23 protein-coding genes are annotated in these 23,456 nt (G+C 31.1%); 8 read left to right on the plus strand and 15 right to left on the minus strand.

What is annotated here, in order from left to right:
• The first annotated feature begins 246 nt into the window (after positions 1–246).
• From RCH18_RS10280 to RCH18_RS10305, 6 genes are all read left to right on the plus strand, one after another.
• Positions 247–546, plus strand: coding sequence for a hypothetical protein (locus tag RCH18_RS10280; protein ID WP_326936667.1), 300 nt, complete (start codon positions 247–249; stop codon positions 544–546).
• Positions 547–643: 97 nt separating this feature from the next.
• Positions 644–982, plus strand: a complete 339-nt coding sequence (locus RCH18_RS10285) for a hypothetical protein (RefSeq protein ID WP_326936668.1) — start codon at positions 644–646, stop codon at positions 980–982.
• Positions 969–1,598, plus strand: coding sequence for a YqaA family protein (locus tag RCH18_RS10290; protein WP_326936669.1), 630 nt, complete (start codon positions 969–971; stop codon positions 1,596–1,598). The genes RCH18_RS10285 and RCH18_RS10290 overlap by 14 nt, the downstream gene beginning before the upstream one ends.
• Before the next feature lie 3 nt (positions 1,599–1,601).
• Positions 1,602–2,216 carry a YqaA family protein gene (locus RCH18_RS10295; RefSeq protein WP_326936670.1) on the plus strand — a complete coding sequence of 205 codons (615 nt, stop codon included), beginning with the start codon at positions 1,602–1,604 and terminating at the stop codon, positions 2,214–2,216.
• Positions 2,217–2,221: 5 nt separating this feature from the next.
• A complete protein-coding gene (locus RCH18_RS10300; protein WP_326936671.1) occupies positions 2,222–3,148 on the plus strand; it encodes a TerC family protein in 927 nt (308 codons plus the stop codon).
• A gap of 12 nt (positions 3,149–3,160) precedes the next feature.
• The gene (locus tag RCH18_RS10305; protein WP_326936672.1) at positions 3,161–3,409 is read left to right on the plus strand and encodes a TFIIB-type zinc ribbon-containing protein; all 249 of its coding nucleotides are present in this window, start codon (positions 3,161–3,163) and stop codon (positions 3,407–3,409) included.
• Between the two features lie 416 nt (positions 3,410–3,825).
• Here RCH18_RS10305 and tnpA read toward each other — a convergent pair whose 3' ends face one another.
• From tnpA to RCH18_RS10335, 6 genes are all read right to left on the minus strand, one after another.
• Positions 3,826–4,257 (minus strand): IS200/IS605 family transposase, encoded by a 432-nt coding sequence (gene tnpA, locus RCH18_RS10310; RefSeq protein WP_326936673.1) that lies wholly within the window; start codon positions 4,255–4,257, stop codon positions 3,826–3,828.
• 443 nt (positions 4,258–4,700) lie between these two features.
• Positions 4,701–5,252: a PepSY-associated TM helix domain-containing protein gene (locus RCH18_RS10315; RefSeq protein ID WP_326936674.1), complete on the minus strand. Its 552-nt coding sequence runs from the start codon at positions 5,250–5,252 to the stop codon at positions 4,701–4,703.
• A gap of 110 nt (positions 5,253–5,362) precedes the next feature.
• Positions 5,363–7,756: a TonB-dependent siderophore receptor gene (locus RCH18_RS10320; protein ID WP_326936675.1), complete on the minus strand. Its 2,394-nt coding sequence runs from the start codon at positions 7,754–7,756 to the stop codon at positions 5,363–5,365.
• Between the two features lie 232 nt (positions 7,757–7,988).
• Positions 7,989–10,298 carry a type IA DNA topoisomerase gene (locus tag RCH18_RS10325; RefSeq protein WP_326936709.1) on the minus strand — a complete coding sequence of 770 codons (2,310 nt, stop codon included), beginning with the start codon at positions 10,296–10,298 and terminating at the stop codon, positions 7,989–7,991.
• A 262-nt stretch (positions 10,299–10,560) separates the two neighbouring features.
• Positions 10,561–11,046, minus strand: coding sequence for a DUF6265 family protein (locus RCH18_RS10330; RefSeq protein WP_326936676.1), 486 nt, complete (start codon positions 11,044–11,046; stop codon positions 10,561–10,563).
• Positions 11,047–11,253: 207 nt separating this feature from the next.
• Positions 11,254–12,099 carry a formate/nitrite transporter family protein gene (locus tag RCH18_RS10335; RefSeq protein WP_326936677.1) on the minus strand — a complete coding sequence of 282 codons (846 nt, stop codon included), beginning with the start codon at positions 12,097–12,099 and terminating at the stop codon, positions 11,254–11,256.
• A 343-nt stretch (positions 12,100–12,442) separates the two neighbouring features.
• Between RCH18_RS10335 and RCH18_RS10340 the strand changes: the two genes are divergently transcribed.
• The gene (locus RCH18_RS10340; RefSeq protein WP_326936678.1) at positions 12,443–13,183 is read left to right on the plus strand and encodes a DUF3891 family protein; all 741 of its coding nucleotides are present in this window, start codon (positions 12,443–12,445) and stop codon (positions 13,181–13,183) included.
• A gap of 264 nt (positions 13,184–13,447) precedes the next feature.
• On the opposite strand, the gene dnaN is transcribed toward RCH18_RS10340, so the two are convergent.
• From dnaN to RCH18_RS10365, 5 genes are all read right to left on the minus strand, one after another.
• Positions 13,448–14,566: a DNA polymerase III subunit beta gene (dnaN, locus tag RCH18_RS10345; RefSeq protein WP_326936679.1), complete on the minus strand. Its 1,119-nt coding sequence runs from the start codon at positions 14,564–14,566 to the stop codon at positions 13,448–13,450.
• A 101-nt stretch (positions 14,567–14,667) separates the two neighbouring features.
• A complete protein-coding gene (gldG, locus tag RCH18_RS10350) occupies positions 14,668–16,353 on the minus strand; it encodes a gliding motility-associated ABC transporter substrate-binding protein GldG (protein ID WP_326936680.1) in 1,686 nt (561 codons plus the stop codon).
• Entirely contained in the window at positions 16,353–17,078 is a 726-nt protein-coding gene (gldF, locus tag RCH18_RS10355) for a gliding motility-associated ABC transporter permease subunit GldF (RefSeq protein WP_326936681.1), read from the minus strand. Before gldF ends, gldG begins: the two co-directional genes overlap by 1 nt.
• 108 nt (positions 17,079–17,186) lie before the next feature.
• Entirely contained in the window at positions 17,187–17,483 is a 297-nt protein-coding gene (locus RCH18_RS10360) for a putative quinol monooxygenase (protein WP_326936682.1), read from the minus strand.
• Positions 17,484–17,586: 103 nt separating this feature from the next.
• Complete coding sequence (locus RCH18_RS10365) at positions 17,587–18,417, minus strand: SAM hydrolase/SAM-dependent halogenase family protein (RefSeq protein ID WP_326936683.1); 831 nt, start codon at positions 18,415–18,417, stop codon at positions 17,587–17,589.
• Positions 18,418–18,599: 182 nt separating this feature from the next.
• On the opposite strand from RCH18_RS10365, the gene RCH18_RS10370 reads away from it, so the two are divergent.
• On the plus strand, positions 18,600–19,550 hold the full coding sequence (locus RCH18_RS10370; protein WP_326936684.1) for a PhoH family protein: 951 nt from the start codon (positions 18,600–18,602) through the stop codon (positions 19,548–19,550).
• A gap of 235 nt (positions 19,551–19,785) precedes the next feature.
• Here RCH18_RS10370 and RCH18_RS10375 read toward each other — a convergent pair whose 3' ends face one another.
• The 4 genes from RCH18_RS10375 to RCH18_RS10390 are packed head-to-tail and all read right to left on the minus strand — an operon-like array spanning position 19,786 to position 23,424.
• Complete coding sequence (locus RCH18_RS10375) at positions 19,786–19,953, minus strand: hypothetical protein (RefSeq protein ID WP_326936685.1); 168 nt, start codon at positions 19,951–19,953, stop codon at positions 19,786–19,788.
• A gap of 59 nt (positions 19,954–20,012) precedes the next feature.
• Positions 20,013–21,158, minus strand: a complete 1,146-nt coding sequence (locus tag RCH18_RS10380; RefSeq protein WP_326936686.1) for a hypothetical protein — start codon at positions 21,156–21,158, stop codon at positions 20,013–20,015.
• Positions 21,158–22,291 (minus strand): UDP-galactopyranose mutase, encoded by a 1,134-nt coding sequence (glf, locus tag RCH18_RS10385; protein ID WP_326936687.1) that lies wholly within the window; start codon positions 22,289–22,291, stop codon positions 21,158–21,160. Before glf ends, RCH18_RS10380 begins: the two co-directional genes overlap by 1 nt.
• Positions 22,288–23,424, minus strand: coding sequence for a glycosyltransferase (locus tag RCH18_RS10390; RefSeq protein WP_326936688.1), 1,137 nt, complete (start codon positions 23,422–23,424; stop codon positions 22,288–22,290). The genes glf and RCH18_RS10390 overlap by 4 nt, the downstream gene beginning before the upstream one ends.
• Positions 23,425–23,456 lie beyond the last annotated feature (32 nt).

Below are 23,456 nucleotides of genomic sequence, written 5' to 3' on the forward strand. Positions count from 1 at the left end.
ATTGTTTTTAATGACAAAATAATTCTTCACACATAAATAATTAATATACTGTTGCTAATCTAATTATATATTGAAGTAATGTAAGCTCTATAACTACTTCACCTTAAATTAAGTTTTCATTTGATGTAAATCTGATCGATTTCAAAAATATGATCCACATTTATCGCTTTTTTAATGTTGTTAAATTAATGCAAAATAAATTACGATAGTAATACTATTAAAATACTTTTTGAGTATGTTTGCCGTATGAAATTTTGTGCCAAAAATTTAGTAGCTTTTATTGTACTCTCGATGGGTATGTTACTGTATTGCGACTTATTTTATGAGCCTTCTACTGATTCATCACCTCTTGAATTATGTTTTGAAAACAATGCAGTTACTGATTATACAAGTACTGATTATGATTGTAATGAAAAGGAGAAAAGCATATTTAGTATTCCATTTACTTTTACAGTAAAGCGAAATGCAAATCATATTTATTTTCATATAACTTTTCGAGCAAATCAACCTTTCTTATCTGTTTGGCAGCCGCCAAAGCTTAGTTAATTTATTTTTATTAGGACATGGTCAATTGACTATTGATCCTATTCCAAGCTTCACTATAAAGCAAAAAAAATTTTTTAATTAACTAAAATTTTCTAAAATGGATTTTGATGATTTTTATAAAAGAAAGAATAAATATCAGAAAAAAATAGCGAAACAGAATTACTATCGAAATGATCAATATAGACAGCAATCTTACTCTGATAGTTCTGGCAAGTTTGACCCAATAAAGCTTATTGAAAGTTTAAAAACCAATAGAAAGCTTAAAATTGTGTTACTAATTATTTTTATTGTTGTAATTGGTTTAGTGATTGGATTAATTGCAATTCTACTTCCTTTAATTGGCACAGTTCTTAATTATATAACAGAAAATGGATTTTCGGGCTTAGCTGATGAAGTGATTAAATTTTTAAATGATTTATGGAATGGCACAAAATAGTAAAACAATTACATCTCACATAACAATGAAAAGGTTGCAGTTACTTAATAGATATTATAAAATCACCCAATTCTATGCGTTTTTAAAACAAACTGCAATAAAAGGGGGAATAGTGGTAGTAGCATTTGCATTAGTACTATTGTTTTTAGAGTATTTTTTTCTAGACTTTAATTATTTGCTAAATACGCTAGTGGCAACTTACTCTGCAGAGGTGATCATTTCGTTTTTCTTAGTGTCAGAAACGGTATTGGGTTTAGTGCCACCAGAATTATTTATTGCATGGGCTTCAAAGTCAGCGATGCCGTGGCTGTTTCTATTTATTTTGGCCAGTATGTCCTATTTAGGTGGAATCATTGCTTATTTTATTGGTAATCGCTTGTTTCTAATACCTGCTGTTAAAAATCATATTGAAAATAAAATAGCATTACATATTACTAATTTAAGAAAGTGGGGCGGATTGTTTGTTTTTATTGGGGCTATGTTGCCTTTGCCACATTCTATAGTAAGTCTGGCTTGTGGACTGATAAAATATAATTTTAAGCATTATCTATTGTGGGCGTTATTTAGATATTTGCGATTTGTTATTTACGCATTAATTATTTTTCAAATTTTTTAATACATGAATTGGTTTAGAAATTTATATGATTGGGTTTTAAGTTGGGCACAAACAAAGTATGGAGCTAGTTTTCTTTTTATTCTTGCGTTCACGGAGTCGGTTTTTTTTCCTATACCACCAGATATTTTACTGATAGCCCTTGCGCTAGGAGCATCGTCAAAGGCTTTTAAATATGCCTTTATTTGTACTATCGGTTCGGTTTCGGGAGCTTTTGTGGGTTATGCCATTGGCAATTATGCTTGGTTAACTGCTAGTGGAGAGTTCTCTGCTTTTGCAAATTTCTTTTTTGACACTATTCCCGGATTTTCAGTGGGATTGTATGAGAGTATCAGGAGCTTGTTTATCGAATGGGATTTCTGGGTGATTTTCACTGCTGGTTTTACACCCATTCCTTATAAAGTATTCACAGTTACCGCTGGAGCATTTGATATTAATCTGGCGATGTTTGCTATAGCATCATTAGTAAGTCGAGGGGCTCGTTTTTTTCTTATCGCTTGGTTAATATGGAAATATGGATCAAGTATTAAGATTTTTATAGAAAAATATTTTAATCTTTTGGCTCTTTCGGCCACGGTCATTTTGATTGGTGGTTTTGTTTTAATTAAATATATAATTTAGAAATTATGGTTGTAGATGGTTATGTATGGGCCTGTTTTATAGGTTTTGTTCTCGTAATGTTGGCGCTGGATTTAGGTGTTTTTCATCGTAAATCACATGAAATAAAAATTAGGGAAGCGCTGATCTGGAGTGCTGTTTGGATTGCTCTTGCCTTAGCTTTCAACTATGGTATTTATGTTTTTATGGGTAAGGAAAAGGCAGTCGAGTTTCTTACGGGTTATGTAATTGAAAAGTCACTGAGCATTGATAATCTATTTGTGTTTATAATGCTTTTTACTTATTTTAATGTAGATACAAAGTACCAACATAAAGTATTGTTTTGGGGAATTTTGGGAGCGCTGGTGATGCGTGCTATTTTTATATTTGCGGGTGTTGCTTTAATAAATAAATTTCACTGGATTATATATGTTTTTGGAGCGCTACTTATATTTACAGGGATAAAAATGCTTTTCCATAAAGATGAGCAAATTGATCCCGATAAAAATCCGCTGGTACGATTGTTTAAAAAGTTCTTTCCCGTCACAGAAAAAGATCATGACGGTAAATTTTTTGTAAAAATAAATGGTCGCACGTTTGCAACACCATTGTTTGTAGTATTGCTTATGGTTGAATTCACCGATTTGATTTTTGCCGTCGATTCTATTCCTGCTATACTTGCTATTACTAATGATACATTTATTATTTTCACCTCAAATGTATTTGCAATACTAGGATTGCGAGCTTTATATTTTGCACTGGCGGGAATAACTAAATATTTTTATTACCTAAAATACGGTTTATCAGCAATTTTAGTTTTTGTAGGTATAAAAATGACGATTGTAGATATCTATAAAATTCCAATTGCTTATTCTCTGATTACTATTGCGAGTATTCTCGTTGTGTCAGTATTGGTATCTGTTGCTTTTCCAAAAAAAGATGTATTAAATAACTAAAAAAAATGTATTATGGATTGTCCTACTTGTAAAGTTGCCCTTGTAATGTCAGACAGACAAGGAATAGAAATTGATTATTGTCCTCAATGCCGGGGAATATGGCTTGATAGAGGAGAGCTCGATAAAATTATAGAGCGTTCTGCTAATGAAGCGCCAACTAATTTTCCTGCTCCACAACAGCCTTCTTTTGGTAATCAACCGCAACAAGGTTACTACAAAGAGCATCGAAAAAAGCATTGGTTAAATGATTTGTTTGATTAATAAATTGTAGTTTGTTTTGTGTAACCGCATTATTTTTATAGTGCGGTTTTTTTATTTGATTTTATCAGGCGTTACTTTCATTTCGTATAAAGTCTAATCTATATAATATATGCTATGAGCAGAAATTTAATTTAAATTTGATTATATGTTTAAATTGCCTCAAGCTTTTAAATCTGCTAAACTTTAGCATTACTTCCCGCTTTAGCTGGAGGAATAATATAATAAATTTTTAATTAGGCTTTAGCCAAGCATTTTGCCTGAAGCCATATTGTTGTGCTTGATTGTTTAGAATGTGTTAAAGTCGAGTCTTATTGATTTTAAAATCGTATTAATTTTTTATTTGTTTTTAGTTTTTAAATTGCCTGTAGCTTTAGCTAGAGGAGGAATAGCAAATTATAAATGGCTTTAGCCAAAATCTATTCTTTCAAAAAATTATATTTCACTATCAGTTCTTCATGTTCTACTTCAAAAGTTTGTTTAGCATGATGTACTTCCTGATTTTTGATATAATTTCTAACTCTTTTCACCATAGATTCTGAAACCGAAACTGCAAAATATTCATCTGGCCATTCAAATTTATCTTTACATAAATTATTAGTATTAATCCAAAATGATGACTCACCTTTAATGAGTTGCATTAATTTTTGGATAGATTGATCAGCACCTAATGAAATCAAGCAATGGCAATGGTTTGTATAACCATTAACAAAATCTACAAAAATTCCTTTTTTAGTAGCATTTTCTTTAATGTGATACCACACTTTTTGTCGTAATTCTTTACTATCCAAGTAAGGAGCTCTATTTTTGGTACTCCAAACAAAGTGGATATAGGTTTTAATGAATGGCATAATTTTTTATTTAAGTCATTTATTATTTTTTTAAATGTTTAATCATCTACGGATCACTTCAGCTTAAGCTTTAGGAATATTAGAAATATTATAATTGATTTTTTATTTGACTTTATCTAAACATTTCGGCTGATTATATATTACTGCATCTAACTTTTTACAATGGGCTGAAGCCCAATACTATTGATTTTTAAATATTTCTTTTTCAAAACATATTTATAATGGGCTGAAGCCCAATTCTATTGATTTATAAATATTTCTTTTTTTAAAAGACCTTTGTAATAGGCCTAAGCCAATCCTATTGCTTTTATAAATTGATAGTACTATTTTATTTTTCAATTGCCTCCAGCTTTAGCTGGAGGAATGGTAATAAATTGCCATACAAAAAAAATCCGCTTTACTAAAGATAGTAAAACGGATTTAAAACATTTAGATTTTATTAGTTAAGCTAATAAAAACAAGAAAATTAATGGAAATATTATTCCCGCTACTGCGAGTTTCCAGCCACGCTCTCTAAAACTGAATTTGCCAGCTTTTATCATTATAGTTCCTGTTAAAGCGATTACAATTAAACTTATTGCAAAAATATCAGAATAGTAGATCCAGAAATTAGAGGTGCTTTTATGCAGCTTCATTGTTTGACTGATAATAGGCGTTTTTATAAACTTTACTACTTCACCTTTTCCTGTTTTAATGTCAATTTCTATGTCGTGATTTTCAAAAGAAATTTTCAAAGTTTCTTTTTTAATACTATGCTTACGAAATTTATCATCAACTCCTAATTTTTCTCCTAAGTCCTTTACATAATCCTCGTTGATTTCATTTTCTGTGGGAAGTTTTACTTCGACAGCTTTTGTTTCAGTAGTGTATTTTTCAGGATGCCATGTTTCTCTATGGTTCATCAATAATCCTGATGCAGCAAAAGATATGATTAATCCAATATAAAAATAGCCTAAGTCACGATGTAAATTACGAAAGGTTTTCTTCTTAATCATAAATGTTTTTTTTGCGAAAATAATCTATTTCTTGATAAAAAATTAAAACTTTTTTCTGAATTTAATTTTTCAATTTTTTAGAAAAAAGCTTTTAACTCTTTCTATTTCAATTAGAATTTATATTTTAATACAGTCATTACTTGACGTGGAGCAATTGGATTTACACTATAATTTTCGTGAACCGTATAGTTTAATTCATTTGCAACATTAGATAATTTACATAAGATAGAGAATTTTCCCCACTCATATCCAGCTGAAATATCAATTGAAGTGTAAGCGTTTAAAGGAATTTCACGATCCCAAATTCCATTAGGATCTCCAGCTCTGTATTGATTGTTCCATCCGCCAACTCGCTTACCAATGTAATTTGCTGATGAGCCTAGAGAAACTCCTTTTAGTAAACCTGTAGGCAAAGTATAAAAGAAACTTAAGTTTGCTGTATTAGCAGGTGTTCTGGCTAATCTATTCCCTTCTATAAAACTACCTTGCAAGCCTGAAGTCTTAGTGTAACGCATGTCATTATAACTGTATCCGGCTAATATGCTTAATCCTTCTATAGGGCGAGCTGTAATATCTAGTTCTATTCCTTTACTTTTGGTAGAGCCACTTAAAACTTTTATACTACTATCTGTATTGCTTGATCCATCTGCTTTAAACTCGGCAGTTTGAGCTAAGTTGCTATTTTCAATTTGGTATAAAGTAATATTCGTACTTAACATTCCTCTCCAAAAATCTTTTTTAATTCCCAGTTCATATTGATCAATCAATGACGGTTTTATCACTTTAAGATCAACAGTTGTTCCTGAATTTGGAGTAAAAGAATTCGAGTAACTAGCAAACAAAGACATATCTTTTGTAGGTTGGAAAACCAGTCCTAGTTTAGGTGTAAAAGCTTGGTCAATACGTTTTGCATCTTCCTTAATGACGCTAGGATTTTTAGTTAAGTCAGTTGTTTCTGCTTGTGATTGTTGCCAAGACCAACGAATTCCTGCTAACACTTTGAATTTTTTGTTAAGCGAAATTAAATCTTGCGCATAAACTCCAAAACGGTTAGTATCTGTTTTTACAATTTTAGTGTTTGTGCCTTCAGGAATGGCTCCACCTTGATTGAAGTTAGCAAAGTCATAAACGTTACCGCTTCCATAAGTTTTTGGATTGAAGGTAAAAGTATAGGCTTGTAAAAACGAATTTTCAAAATCAACTCCTGTAAATAGTTGATGTTTTATTTTTCCGGTTGTAAAATTTCCTTGCAAGCTAATTTGTTCCCCTATTGTTTGCTCTAAATTTCTATTCTGTCCTAATGGTCTGTTCCAATCGCCATTATCGGCTGGCTGTACTCGTTCTGTACCTTTTGAATTTCTTTCAAAATTTTGAAAAGAGCTGTTGAAATTTAATTTCCAATTGTCGTTAAAGTCATGTTTGACTAATCCAGAAACACTCGCTTGTGTTGTTTGGCCGTTTGACCAAAGAGCACCTAGATATGTATTTCTTGGCACGTCAACAATTGTTTTTCCAATAATTCCAGTGCCAAAATCAGGAGTCCAATCATCATGTAAATAATCTCCTTGCAATACAATCTCCGTTTTTTCACTTGCTCTAAAAAGTACCGATGGATTAATATAATAACGCTCTTTTTTGACTACATCTCTAAAACTTTCAGAGTTTTCATAAGAGCCCGTAAAGCGATATGCAATATTTTTGTCTAAAGCGCCATAAAAATCAACTGCTGGTTTGTAGAAAGAATTACTTCCTAATTGCATACTTATTTCACCACCACTTTTAAAAGATGGTTTTTTAGTAACCATATTCAATATTCCTCCTGGAGCTACGTTACCAAACAATAGCGCTGCACTTCCTTTAAGCACTTCAATTCTTTCTAGTGAAGAAACCTCAGGCATTGATCCACTATTAAAACGGAAACCGTTTTTAAACATATTATTAGCAGACATATCATAACCTCTTGACCAAAATGTTTCTTGGGCGCCACCACGAGCTGAACCTACATACAAACCATTTACATTTTTGACCACATCACTCATCCTTACTGCTTGCTGCTGCTCAATTACATGACGTCCTATTATTTGGATACTTTGCGGTAAATCAATTGGCTTTATATTTAAACCAGATAAAACGGTCTCTTTTTTCTTATTCGGGCTTTGTTTGATTTTAATGACGATTTCTTTTAGCGTTGTGATATCCTCAACTAATTTGAATTCGATATAATTAGTTTGATCTGCTAAAACTTTTATTTCTTTAGATTGTTTTTTCATACCATTTGCTTGCAAGGTAATAGTATGGTTTCCCACTGGAAAATTAGTAAAGCTAAATTCACCTTTGGAATTGGTTTCTGTAGTTACGGCTTCCTTGCCTAATTTAATCGCAATACCATCAAGTGGGAATCCATCTGACGAAAGTATCTTTCCGCTAATGATTCCACTTTCTTGAGCTTGACTGAAAAATGATGTAAATAATAAGATAATAAGTAGTCTAAAATGCGTGTTCATAATTTTTATTTGGAATAGTTAAAAATAATGATGCAAATATAAAACGTACTTTTTAATCTACAAAGTTTATTTAGATTAAATATCAATAAGGAAATGATATTTTATGTAATCATTTGATTTTAAAAAGTTTAAACTAAAAATTTAACATCCATTTTATCAAAAAAAGGATTTTTATTGCTAATTTCAATCTTTTTTTAATAAAAATTATTTAACAATTCTTACTTATTTTTATCTATTTATTGTCTTTTAAAATCTTATAAACAAGTTCTCTTGTGGGTTTTTGATCTTTTAATTCGGATCGAATGCGATCAAAGGAAACCTTAAAATCACAACCTGATTTATAATTACTGCATCCATAAGCTGTTTTTCCCTTCAATAATGTTCCGCTTTGGCATTTGGGACACGGCATGGTATCTGAAAATTTAGCAGCTATTACGGGGTTCTTAGGAGCCGTTTTTTTTACTTCTAATTTAAGATTAAAATTTTCGTCAAAACGAAGTAAACCCTCCACTTTACCGGCATCGGTTTGGAAGTCTTTTAAGTTAACTGTCGATCCTTTTTGAAGCAGACGCAAGTATTGATTTTCAGATATTTTTTTTCCTGCAAAAGTAAAAGGCAGTATAAAAATGCAACCTGTTTTATAATTTTCGCAGCCATACGCTGATTTTCCTTTTAAAAGTCTTGCTTTTTTACATTTAGGACAGACTTCCGCCAATATTCCTTCTTTTTTATTTGTAGCTACTTTAGCAAATTGCTTTTTTGGAGTTGCGATGTGCGAGATATTGGCATGATTGGTTTCGCTTCTCACCTCAGAAACTAAGTTTTCTACCATCTGTTTCATATTAGTAATAAAGGATCCAGCCGTAAAAGTTCCTTTTTCAATGTCTTTTAATTGCTTTTCCCAAGAACCCGTGAGCTCAGCTGATTTGACTAAATCATTTTGAATAGTATCAATCAATTGAATTCCGGTAGGTGTAGGCAAAACTTGCTTTTTATTCCTAACGATGTATTGCCTCCTAAAAAGCGTCTCTATAATATTAGCTCGCGTTGAGGGACGACCTATACCATTTTCTTTCATCAGCTCTCGTAAATCTTCATCGTCAACTTGTTTGCCCGCCGTTTCCATAGCACGTAATAATGTAGCCTCTGTAAACTGATTAGGTGGTTTTGTTTCTTTTTCTAAAAATGAAGGTTGGTGTGGCCCTTTTTCACCTCTAATGAAAGTGGGTAGAATATCAGTTTCTTTTTCTTTACTATTAGCATCTTCAAATACTACGCGAAACCCTTTCTTTAAGATTTCTTTTCCAGTGGCTTTAAAATTCACCTCTGCTGCTTTTCCTATTACGGTGGTATTTGCTACTAAGCAATCATCATAAAATACGGCAATAAAACGTCTCGTTATACTATCATAAACTAGCTGCTGATTGTATTGCAATTTATTTTGAATCCCTGTTGGAATAATAGCGTGGTGATCTGTTACTTTTTTATCATTAAAAACTTTAGGCGATTTTTTGATTTTTTTATCTAAAAGCGGTTGAGTCAAAGCTGCATAATTAGTTAAGTTTTGTAAAATGCCTTGCACTTTAGGATAAATATCATTTGGTAAAAATGTAGTGTCGACACGTGGATAGGTAACTACTTTTTGCTCATACAGCGTTTGCACGATTTTCAAAGTTTCATCGGCTGAAAAGCCAAATTTAGTATTGCAATAGACTTGCAATCCGGTTAAGTCAAATAACTTTGGAGCAAACTCATTACCATTCTTTTTTTCTACAGAAATAATTTCGAATTCGCCTTCTTTAACTTTATTGGCTAAAATTTCACCATCTTCTTTTTTTATAAAACGTCCCTCTTCATAACTAAAAAGTGTTTCTCTATACAATGTTTGTAATTCCCAGTAGGGTTGGGGTTTGAAATTTTCAATAGATTTGTAGCGGTCAACAACCATGGCAAGCGTAGGCGTTTGCACTCGTCCTATAGATAAAACCTGTTTATATCCGCCATGTTTTACAGTGTACAAGCGAGTAGCATTCATACCTAATAACCAATCGCCAATTGCTCTTGAAAATCCAGCGTAATATAAATTATCATAATTAGCAGACGGTTTTAAGTTTTGAAAACCTTCTTTGATAGCTTCTGTAGTTAAGGAGGAAATCCATAATCGTTGTACCTCACCTTTATATTTGGCCTCATTCATAACCCATCGTTGTATGAGTTCACCTTCTTGCCCCGCATCACCGCAATTAATGACTAATGAGGCTTTGTCAAACAAGCTTTTTATAATTTTAAATTGCTTTTTAATTCCCGCATTATCTACCACTTTGGTTTCAAATTTCTCAGGAAGCATAGGTAAGTTATTCAAATCCCAGCTTTTCCAATGTGGTTTATAATCATTAGGTTCTTTAAGTGTACACAAATGCCCAAATGTGTACGTCACCACATACCCATTGCCTTCATAATAGCCATCATGCTTTGTATTGGCACCTAAAACAGTTGCAATTTCTCTGGCAACACTGGGCTTTTCAGCAATACAAACCTTCATTTGTGTTTTCATTTTTAAGGATTGCAAATAATAAATTTGTAATTGGATTAAAGAGGAAATTTTTTCGAATTATATACAATATAATCGGTTGCTTTTTTAGGAGCAGCACAGTAGCTTTTTTCAAAACTATAGTTCCTGCTGTCCGCTGTATCTCTTCGCTAGGCTACGAGGATGCCGCTTCCATCAGGGCTATAATTCACATTCTATTTTCAAAACAAGTACTTAAATTATAATAGTAAAAGATAAAAACTGTTTTGTTGATCTACTTAATTTTACTCATTGTGTATTTTTCAGAGCTGGGTTTACCTTGTTGGATTCCAGAAATTTCAACAATAAAGCTATTTTCTGAAATTTTAGTATAATTGATTTTTTGAGGATAATCATTCTTTAAATTTTCAAAAATAAGTTGCTTTTCATCTGAAACTGTCTGATTCAAATTGATAGGCTTGCTATTGTTTTGTCCTTTAATAGTCGTGTTATAATAGAGTTCATCTTTTATTTGTTGTAAAGAAGTAGACTCATAATGCAAAGTGTCTTTATCTTTTATAAAATGAGAACTTCCTTGATAAGTACTATCATTTATTTTTTTCCAACTTTCAGTCAACAAACCATCAACTGATTTGTTCTCCCATTTTCCAAGTAGCCAATTCGAACTTTTAATTTTTTCTTTCTCAGTGCTTTCAGAATTTGAATTATTGCATCCAATAAAAGAGATTACTGCTATTGTAAAAACTATTTTATGTTTCATAAAAATGTAGAAATAAATATTAAATCGAGTGGGGTGCAAAACTATGAAAAAGACTTAAGTTTATTAAAAAAAAATCAATAGATTGACACGTGCTCATCTAAATTGAAATACCTATCGAGTTATAACGTTTTTAAAACTTGTGAATTTATAAAGAATTGGTTTATTAAATCATTAAATCACTTAAAAGTTTTACATGATTTATGTACTTTATCTGGAATAATTAGATTCAAAAATTCTATATTTAAATAATCCTACAACTATACCACCACCAACAGCATTGCCTAATAAAGCTAAAAGTAAAAACCATAAATAATCTAATAAACTGATATCATTAGAATATAAATAAGCTCCAAACACTTCAATGTTACCAACGATACTATGATGAAAGCCTCCAAAACCTATTATGCCTGTAATGATAAAAATAAGTAATATACGTGTCAGTGAATTGATTGTACTATTCAATAACCAAGTCAATAAACCCATTAGCCAACCCGCAACTATTGCACTCAAAAATAAAATCCATGCATCATGATCAATTACATGAGTACCGACACTTACCATGGTTTCATGTGTAAATAGTTTTAATTCTGGCCCTAAGAACCCTATAAAAAGTGTAAATAATATCCCTCCAATTACATTTCCAAATATAACTAACCCCCAAATGCGTAGCAGTTCCCAAATGGTTCTTTGACCATTTAAAACAGGTAATGTCAATACAGAGGTTTGCTCAGTAAAAAGAGCCGATTTACCTAAAATAACAAAAATAAAACCAATAGGATATACAAAACTGAACGTTTTAAAAACAATGCTATCGTCGTATGTACCTTTTAATAAGTAATAAAGTGTGCAAAGAAGAAGATAACTAAACCCAATTTCAAGACCTGCAATAATGGAACTTAAAGTTAAGGCTCTACTTTTAATTGTGAATATTTCCTCCCCTTCTTGAATTACTCTACTTAAAATGTCACGATAACCACTAACTCCATCTATTTCTTTTGATTTTTGCTCTAGCTCTTTCTGATATGTTTCCTGATTTTTATCTTCTGCTTCCATATATATAATAGGTCTTAATATAGTTTATTTAATAAATGCATTCTAAATTTTAGTATTAGTAGATTGTTTTGTAATAACAAACTACTGCTAATATTTTATATTCTAAAGATAGGAATTTACGCTTATATATTTATGATTAATATTTTTTACTTTTACTTTTTACACTTTAACTTTATGATTATTAAACTAAAGAAATAACTAGTAGTTTTATTTCATTTGCTATAAATAATTTTTTTTAGTAATTATTACTTCAAAAATATTTTATTATATTTGATATATAACAGAATTTACTTTTAATTATTTAGATTTTACAACTTAAGATTCACTTAAAAACTATATTATTATGATCGTTGCATCTCATCAAAAAGGCTGGAAAATTATCAACCAGCGCTCTCATGGCTTACTTGCAGCTATGATAGCTTATCAATATGATCTTGATGTACCTAATGAAATGATTGTGCCTACAATTATTGCCATTGCTGAGCATGATGATGGTGTTGCTGAAACTTTAGCAAATAAAAATTTGACTGAGGCGGGAGCTCCAAGACATTTCTTGGTGAATGATGAGTCTATAAAAACAGATTTAACACAACAGTATAATGTAATGGAAAAAGCGACAGCAAAGAGTCAGATCAACGCTTTGCTTACCTCTATGCATATTGATTTTATCTATAGTGATAGAAAAGAAGGGGAAGACAAAAAATTAGATGCATACATCAAAGACCAAGCAAAAAATCGAACCGCTATTTTAAAGCATTTAGATATTGATAAAGATTATGCGAATCGATTGTATCGTTTTGTAGAGTGGTGCGATGCATTTTCACTGCTTATTTGTATGGATAAAATACAACCAGAAGGCCGAAAAATGGAAGTATCTGAAAGTCCAGACGGAGTAATGAGTCAAACATTTTATAAATCAGAAAAGGTGATTACAGTTGAACCATGGGTTTTTAAAAATGATACTTTTAAAGTGTTTTATGAATATAAAGTTGTAGAACAATTACACTTTGATTCGGTTGAAGAATTTGATGAAGTATGTAAAAATGCAATTGTACAAAGAGAAGAATTTACGTTTTCAAAATGATTTTGATGATTCGAGTTAAAAAAAATTAAAATTTCTCTGGCAAAATATTATTCGATTTCTAATTTATGATGCATTTCTTTTAATCTAAAATTCAAAATATAATAAATCTCAATTAACATCAATACGGAAGCAATATAATGTCACTAAACTAAAATTATTTTAGTGAATTACAAAAATAAAAAACCGTCTTGTAATCTACAAGACGGTTTTTTAAATATAAGAGGTTTGGTTAATAGTGTATTTTAATATTATTTATTTTTAAACCTATGTATTAAGCATAACAGGCATTACAAGCATAGTTACTGTTTCTCCTTCTTCTAGACCATCAATAGGAGTAAGTATTCCGGCTCTATTAGGTAAGGACATTTCAAGCATAATCATATCAGATTGTAAATTAGTTAACATCTCTGTTAGAAAACGAGAGTTATACCCTATTTGCATGTCATCACCTTGATAATCACAAGTCAATCTTTCTTCAGCTCTATTAGAGTAATCAAGATCTTCAGCAGAAACATTCAACTCAGCACCAGCAATTTTTAAACGTATTTGATGCGTCGTTTTATTAGAAAAAATAGCCACACGACGTACAGAATTTAAAAATTGAGAACGTTCAATGGTTAATTTATTTGGATTTTCTTTTGGAATTACAGCCTCATAATTAGGATATTTCCCATCAATTAAACGGCACATTAATATATAATTCTCAAAAGAAAAAGTAGCATTTGAATCGTTATATTCAATTTTTACTTCAGTTTCTGATGCGTTTAATATATTTTTTAAAATGTTCAAAGGCTTTTTAGGCATAATAAAATCAGCCACTTGAGATGCAGTAACATCTGTTCTTGCGTATTTTACTAATTTGTGAGCATCCGTTGCAACAAAAATCAATCCTTGTGGTGAAAACTGAAAAAATACACCGGACATTACAGGACGTAAATCATCATTTCCAGCTGCAAATATAGTTTTACTTATAGCTGTTGCTAAAACACCAGCAGGAATAAGCGTTACAGAAGGATCATCTAAATTAATTGATTTTGGAAATTCATCTCCGGGAGCGTAAGCTAAAGCATACTTACCTGAGTTAGAACTGATTTCTATTGTACTATTTTCTTCTACAATGAATGTTAATGGTTGCTCTGGAAAAGTTTTAAGAATTTCAAGAAGTAATTTAGCTGGAATTGCAATGCTACCTTTACTCTCAGAGTCAATATTTAATGTAGCTGACATGGTAGTTTCTAAATCTGAGGCAGAAACAGTGAGTACATTATGGTCTAATTCAAATAAAAAGTTATCTAAAATAGGTAAAGTATTACTACTATTGATAACATTACCTAAAACTTGTAATTGCTTTAATAAATACGAACTCGATATTATAAATTTCATCTTTTATTTTTGTTTTTAACCTATTTAAATAAATGTAAAATATGTTATATGGTACAAATATATCTTAAACTATTGTAGTTTGGAAACTTTTTTATCAAAATCTATTTACTATATTTTCTTTTGCGAATAATAGCAAATGCAGCGCCAAAAAGCGTTAAAATCACTATTGGTAGGCCTATAGTAATCAATTGATTTTGAGTGTAATTTTGATATACTTTGTCTTTATCCAACAAGGGTAAATCTAAATCTTTACCACGAATATTGATAAGTCCATTATCATCTAATAAATAATTGACACAATTCATTATAAAGTCTTTATTGTCATATAAATTGCCAGAGCGCTGATCATAGCCCAATTCTACAGGTTGAAAATCTTTGTCTAATTGATTTTTTATGACATCACCATCAGCTATTACAATCATTTTGTTACTATTACCATTTGTTTTAAAAGTGGACTGTTTAAAGGGCAAAACTCTATTTTCAAACATGGATTGAAAAGAACCTTCTAATAATACAGCTAAAGGGAAATTTCCCTTTTTTTGGTAATCAGCTGCAACACTTTCTTCTGTAACACTATTTAAATTTATTTCTGCAGGAGTTCCTATTTTTTTAGAGTAAGGAGAAGATTGTAGCAAAACCGTTTTTTTAATTCCGTTTTTTAAAGTGTCAATAGGGTTAACAAAGTCAAATTTGATTCCGCCTAAATTCTTTACAATAGGATGATCACTATTAGGATATACTTGTGGTGCAAATTTCCAATTAAACTGCTGGTATTGCGTAGCACTTCCTTGTTCTCCTGAGGCTAATTTTATTGGACTTCCTTGCTCGTCCTTTATAATATCAGGATTTAATCTGATGCCGTATTTAAAAAACATATCATTCAAATTCAAATCTCTAGGATACGCTAACGTGCTTCCAGATGAATTATATAAACTATCCATTTCAGCTGATACTTGGTCTATCAACCATAATGTTTTTCCGCCGTTTATAATAAATTGATCCAATACCTGCTTTTCCTCATCTGAAAATCTTTCTGTTGGTTTAGCAATAACAGCTAAGTCATATTTCTCCAAAGCTTGCAAGCTGCTAACGGGATTTTTAGCTACTGAATCTAATGTAAAAGGCCCAATAAAATAACTTTCTCGTACTTGTAATAAAAATTTGGCCATTAAAATATCTTGCAACTCACCATTTCCCTTAATTATGGCAATTTTCTTTTGTTTAGCTTTAGTAATTTTATTTAAACCTTCAGCAATTGAATATTCAAGATGTTGTACAGAACCAATCACTTTTTGAGTGGTAGAGGCGCCCATAATATTTTTTAACAAAGGAATATTAACTTCCTTATTGTCATAAACAGCAATGGCCCATGGAAAAACCATTTCTTGTGATTGCTTTCCTTTATCTTCAACGGTTATGTTTATAGGAGTCAGTCCCTTTTGATATAAAGCTTTGATTTGGTCCATACTTTCGCTTTTGTTTTCTAATGGATTGACAAATTCGAAAATTATATTTTTATTATAAGCTTGAAATTCTTCTAACAATTGCCTGGTTTCCTGCTGCAGACGTTTAAATTCAACAGGTAAATTTCCTTGCATATAAATCTTAATAGACAATGGATTTTTAACCTGTTTGATGATGTTTAGTGAAGTTGTTGAAAGCGTATATCTATTATCTTTTGTCAAATCAAAGCGTGAAAAAAAATAGCTTCCTATTATATTTACCACTATCAAACCAATAATAGTGATAGCAAGTGCTTTTAAATTATTTTTTTTAGCTGTTTTCATTACGATTTAAATGATTTAAGATTATAAATAGTAAATGATAGAAATGCGATTGTAATACTAATAAAATAAATAATATCTCTAGTATCAATTACACCACGACTTATACTTTTGTAATGATCTTGCATCCCTAAAGTTGAAATAAAAGTAGAAAATGATGGAAAAACAGTTGCTAAACCATCAAAGCCAAAATAGAGTAAAAAGCATAAAAAAACAGCAGTAATAAAAGCCACAATTTGATTTTCGGACAGCGTGGAAGTATAAATCCCGATTGCTGAATAGGCTGAAATGAGAAATAATAATCCAAAGTAAGAACCAATTGTACTGCCTAAATCAATATTTCCTACTGGCGATCCTAAACTATAGATGATCCAAACATAAATAAAAGTAGGAACTACAGCCATTACAATCAAAAGTAAAGCTCCAAAAAATTTACCACTAACGATTTCCCAAATCCCCAGCGGTTTTGTTAATAAAAGCTCCAATGTTCCTTGTTTTTTTTCATCTGAAAAACTGCGCATGGTAACTGCTGGGATTAAAAATAACAAGATCCATGGTGACAGCGTAAAAAATGGAGTCAAGTCAGCAAAACCAGTATTCAAAATATTGTAATCCCCTTCAAAAACCCATAGGAATAAACCGTTTAAAATAAGAAAAATGCCAATAACTAGGTAACCTATTGGCGAACCAAAAAAAGATTTTATCTCTCGTAGTATTATTGATTTCATATCAGTATTGCGAGGAACTAAGCAACCTTACCCTCATTATGTTAGTGTTTTTAAAAATGGAGATTTCAACTTTATAGTATTAAAATTTTGAACTGAAATTACAAAGCTTTACGCCAAAGAAACTAATTTATCTACACTCCAAGCTTCCGGTTTATCATTAAACAATTTTTTTGTAAAACTCCATACATCATTAAAAAGTTCCGAATTTTTATAATTTTCCAAATCAGTTTCAGTGTCCCAGTAACTATAGGTAAAGAAAATACTTTTATTGTTTTTATCTTGATACAATTCTAAAAAACGATTTCCAGCTGCGTTTCTTATCTTATTTTTTACCAATTCAAAATTATTTAGAAAAGCTGGTATATTTTCTTCGTGAAAACTCATTTTTACAATTCGTATAAACATTATATTTTTAAATTTAGGGTTATCAACTGTTGATTTTAGATTTGAAATAAAGGCAATTTATTTTTAAAGTCTATTGTTATTATCGACTATTAAAAACATAGAACTAAGAATTAAACACAATATTAATAATCGATTGATAATTTAACCCAAGTAAACTAGCCGCTGATCCTACGGTAGATGGATTGCTTCTGAAAATAGCAATTTCAAGAAAGCCAGCTTCATTAAAAATGGCTAATTTTTCTCCTTCATAATATTTTATAGGATATTTGTCAGAAGTCGCAATAGCCGAATAATTGGGCAAAATAGTTTTTATATTTTTAGTTTTTAGTTCAATTTCGTAAGTTCTGCCTTTTGCAATTTCTATAAAATATTCTTTTGTAATGTTTGTAACAATATTTCCAAAATGATCAATATAAATTACATTTCCTTTGACAGAACTATGATCAGGAGCGACGATGGCTTGATAAGAACTTACTTCCTTGATTGCCGTGATTCTTTTTCCCATCACATCCATTAATCCATTTTTTGCAAGATGACAAGCTACGTATACAAAAATAGCGATATCACTTGAATCCTCCGGCAATAAATCAGCAAGAGCAATGGCTACTATTTTTTGCGGTTTAATTTTTTGGGTTAGAATACTTAAAATTCCGTTATCAGCAGCAATAAAATAGTGATCATTCCACTTCATCACAATCAATTTATTCTCTTTATTAGATTCCATATCAACCCCTATAAGATGAATAGTTCCTTTAGGAAAACTGGAATATGCTGCACTAATAATATAACTTGCTTCTACAGTGTTGAATGGGTCAATATAGTGTGTAATATCAATAATTTTTGCCTCAGAATACTCGGATAAAATTTTACCTTTTAACGCACCTACAAAGTGGTCTTTCAAGCCGTAATCCGTAGTTAACGTAATTATTGACATAAATTTGTTTATAACTATTAGTGTTTTTTAAACCTAAATTTCATTAAATTTGAGAAGTGCAAAGCTAATAATAGTAAATTCAAATAAAGCAAAAAATAAAATACAAATTTTAAATATTGACGTAATTAACTAAATTAGTAATACTCAAAAAAATAACATTTTTTAATTTAAATCAATATCATTTGAACGAAAGAATAATCGAGCTCATAGACATCGCTCCAAAAGAATTTTGGGGTGCTCAAGACACTCATCTTGAATCAATAAAAAAATATTACCCAAAGCTTAAAATTGTAGCAAGAGGTACAACGCTAAAAGCTTTTGGTGAGAAAGAAGTTTTAGACGAGTTCGAAAAGCGTTTTCACCGATTAATGCTTCATTTTACGCGTTACAACAACATAGACAATAATGTAATTGAAAGAGTTATTCTAGGTGATGTTCAGGAAGATCGAAAATTTAATGGGCATGATAAAATTTTGGTGCATGGTGTAGGCGGTAAAATTATAAAAGCAATGACGCCAAATCAGCAATTGCTGGTCAATACAATTGAAAAAAACGATATGGTTTTTGCCGTTGGTCCAGCAGGAACGGGTAAAACCTATACAGGAGTTGCGATGGCCATTAAAGCGCTAAAGGAAAAACAAGTAAAACGTATTATCTTAACTCGTCCAGCGGTTGAAGCAGGAGAAAATCTAGGTTTTTTGCCTGGTGATATGAAGGAAAAATTAGATCCTTATATGCAACCACTATATGATGCATTGAGAGATATGTTGCCAAATGAAAAATTAGAAGATTATATTTTAAAGGGAATTATCCAAATTGCTCCATTAGCATTTATGCGTGGTAGAACGCTTGATAACGCGTTTGTAATTTTAGATGAAGCACAAAATACTACGCATTCTCAGATGAAGATGTTTTTGACTCGTATGGGAAAAAGCGCTAAGTTTATGATTACAGGTGATCCAGGACAAGTAGATTTACCTAGAAGAACTATTTCTGGATTAAAAGAAGCACTTTTAGTTTTAAAAGATGTGGAAGGAATAGGAATTATATATCTTGACGATAAAGACATTGTACGTCACCGCTTAGTCAAAAAAGTAATTGACGCGTATAAACAAATTGAAAATAATGATTAACAAAAAAGGCTTCTGATGAAGCCTTTTTTGTTGTATTATTAAAGTAATATTCACTAGTACGAAACTTACTAGCAGGGAAGGTAATTTATATTTAAATAGGTACGTCAATAATCAGTTAATAACAGTAAATAAAAAAGTAAAAGATTTAAAATCAAATTTTCATAAATATTTGATAATAGGAATTTGAAAGTCATAAAATTAATATAAGGAAAATATATTAGTTTAAGAATTACTATTATTTGACTAATTCCAATTCATCTTCCATAAATTTTCCAGTTTTTTTGGCGCCTTGCTCATCTTCCCATTGGGTAATTACATTTTCTATAAATTCAGGTTCAAAGTCAATTACTTCCATCACTTGAATACTAAGTTGTTGCTTTACTTTTTGTCCAATTGTAAACATATATTTTAATTTAATGATATTTAATTATGAGTATTAAGAAGAATAATTTTAAAAGCTTATTATAAAAACAAATTAAAGACATAATCCATAATTGTTTTTTTACTTTTAAATTTATGATGTGAATTGATAATGGCGTTGATAAATGCACCATGTGCAATTCTATTTCCACCCTGATCAAGATCCCATATTCCGCAGTTGCTATAATCATTTAGATTATCCCAATCAGGTCTGTCAGTAACGGGATAAATGCAAATAGCGTGTAAATCGACACCGTTTTCTCTTGCTTTGAGACATTCATTTACAATCTCCTCTATCCAATCTACGCGTCCTGAACCTATGTGACCAGTTTCAGATAAAAAGATAGGTTTGCCATAACGTAGATATGCTCCCTGCAACATTTCAGATAAAGGTGTTCGATAATTCATAGGATCAGGCCAGTCGAGAGGCTTACCATGCTCTTGCCATTGGCAATTCCAGTAGTAATTAAATCCAAGTATATCACCATAATCTTCTGATCCACCTAATTCAGGACACATGCGACCGCTAATTATATCCATCGCTTGAAACTGATGTTCATTAATATTAAATATATGGTTGGCATCATCATATTGATTACCGTATATTTTTACTAATGGTTCTACTAAAATAATTACGCAATTAGGATCAATTTTTTTTAAGGTCTTAATCCCTAAAATTGCTGCTTTGCATAAGTGGTATTTCATATCCCAGCCGCTATTTACTGCAAATGGCACTGTTCCGCGTACATCGCCTGAATGCCATGATAAAAAACTTATTTCATTGATAGGTACAACATACAATTCCTGAGCTGAATGTTCTTTATAAAATGTAGCAAAGGCTTCGCATAAATTAATAAAGCGATCACAAAAATGGGGATGAGTAGGATAAATATGATCAGGATAACCAAAATGGATTAAATCCCAAATTTGTTGAACACCATATTTTTCAGCCGCTTTCATTCTAGTATGCACCTCTGAGAAGTCATATTTCCCAGCCTCTATTTCAACGGCGCTCCAGCAAATGCCTTCTCGTACCGTTTTTATACCTATTGCAGTAAGAGCTTCATAATCACTCTCCACTCTTAAATCGTGTTGCGTTTCCTTTAAAAGGTTTACTCTTACACCTGATCTATTTATATGATCGGCACATTCATAACCGCCCATAAAAAATGTATTAAAAAGCTTCATCAGACTGCCGTTTTTTGTGTTATTTCTGTTTCTAATTCACTAAATAAATCAAGTGCGTTTTTAAAAGCTTGATCCATATTAAAATATTTATAATTGGCCAATCTGCCTACAAAGTGAACATCCAAGAGTTTATCTGCTTCAGTTTTATATTGAGAGTAGATCATTTCGTTTCGTGGATTAGGAACAGGATAATAAGGCTCGCCTTCATCAACTGTAAACTCTCTTACAATTGTTGTTTTATCTGAAATTTGATTTCCAAAATGCTTGTATTCAATAATTCTGGTAAAATCAACTTCCATTCCTGGATAATTAACAACAGAATTTTCTTGAAAAAAGGGAGCGTCAACCGTTTCACTAACAAAATTTATCGAACGGTATTCTAATTTTTCTGTGAGGCTGTGTTTAAATTCAAAAAAACGATCTACTGGTCCTGTGTAAAATAATTTTTCGTATCCTGAATATTGATCTTTGACATCAAAATAATCCGTTTCTAATAAAATATCAATATTGTGATGTTTTAAAATATTTTCAAAAAGTTGTGTATAACCACCTTTTGGCAAAGCTTGATATGTATCAGAAAAATAACGATCATCATAATTAGTGCGCACTGGAATTCTTTCAAGTACAGATGCATCAAGTTCAATTGGAAATTTATCCCATTGCTTTTTTGTATAATGCTTAAACATCTTATCGTATAATATAGGTCCTATCTTATTAAGCACTGCCTCTTCACCATTTTTGGGATTTTCAATTGGCGTGCGATTTTCGTTAAGCCAACCTTTCATTTCATCTTCTGTAGTAATGTTTGATCCAAAAAGCCTATTTACTGTCGTAATATTGACAGGTACAGGAACCATCTTGTTATCTACATGAGCGATAACTTTATGTTCCCATGGATACCATTGCGAAAAGATATTGACATACTTCCACACAAGCTCTTCATTAGTGTGAAATAAATGCGCTCCATATTTAGACACAAGTATTCCATTTTTATCAATATAGTCATAGCAATTTCCTGCAATATGATTTCTTTTTTCGATGATTAAAACCTTTTTACCTATTGAGGCATAACGCTCAGCGAGAACAGCACCAGAAATTCCAGCGCCTATTATCAAAATGTCTATTTGTTTCATTTTGCAAAAGTGTTAATGATAAATTGCATTTTATCTACAGTAGTATCCCAAGAGGTGTTTCTCAAAATGTTTTTATATTCCTTACGCATAAAAGCGCGATCATTTTTCTCTAATATAAAGCTTATGTTTTTAGCAAAATCATCGGCTGTGTCTATTAGACGAACACAATTACTATAATCACGAACCACATCAGTGATCTTTGTAGAAATAATAGGTTTTTCGGAGGCCATATATTCAAGCGTCTTAGTAGGACTTATATATTTTGTTGAGTCATTAAGTGCAAAAGGCATCATTGCGATGTCAAATACTTTTAAATAAGCAGGTAATATATTATAAGAGCGCATTCCTAAATAATGGATATTTTTTTCGCGTGGTAAATCACATTCTTCAATTTTAGCTAGTGGTCCAATCATTACAAATTCGATATGCGGTAATAGCAAAGCAGTGTCATTAAGAAGTTTTAAATTAATTCTTTCATCAATTACACCAAAATAACCTACGACAGGACCTTTTAAATGAGCAACATCAGCCGGAATCTCTATTCCATTTAATGCTTTTGCAAAATGAGATTTATCAACTGAACTTGGAAAACAATGTACATTGTGATGCATTTGTTTTTTAGATTCGTATAATGATTTTCCTCCTGTAAATACGATATCAGCGTGAGCGATTAACATTTTCTCCTGTAAAATTAGTTTTTCAGGTGCTCCCTTAAATAAGGAAAGCTCATCCATACAATCATAAATAATAGTATCAAAATTGACTGCGTATAATAATGGACTAAAAGAAGCAGAATAAAACCAACCAATGGCTACACTAGAATTTTTTAAATACTGAGGTAATAATGAAGCAATGGCTTCAATTGATAAAACTTTGGGTTGCAATACATGTAAATTATTATTAATAATGATGAGATTGGCAGAATCTTCCTCCTCAATACCTCTACCTAAAGGTTCTTCAATCATTAAAACTTTTGTGTGTTTTGCTATTCTTGAAATAATGTGTTGAGGTCGTTGATATACAAATTGCCATCTTAAATGACAAAAAACAACCATTTCATAAGTCGCTGGAGAAGTTGTATTTAGCCTCTTATCTGTAATTTTATAATTTGTTTTTTTAGTATCTTTTATCATGATAAGTGAGGTAATATTAATAATTAGGTAAA

Source organism: Flavobacterium sp. PL11 (assembly GCF_035985025.1).
In the GTDB taxonomy this organism is placed as follows: domain Bacteria; phylum Bacteroidota; class Bacteroidia; order Flavobacteriales; family Flavobacteriaceae; genus Flavobacterium.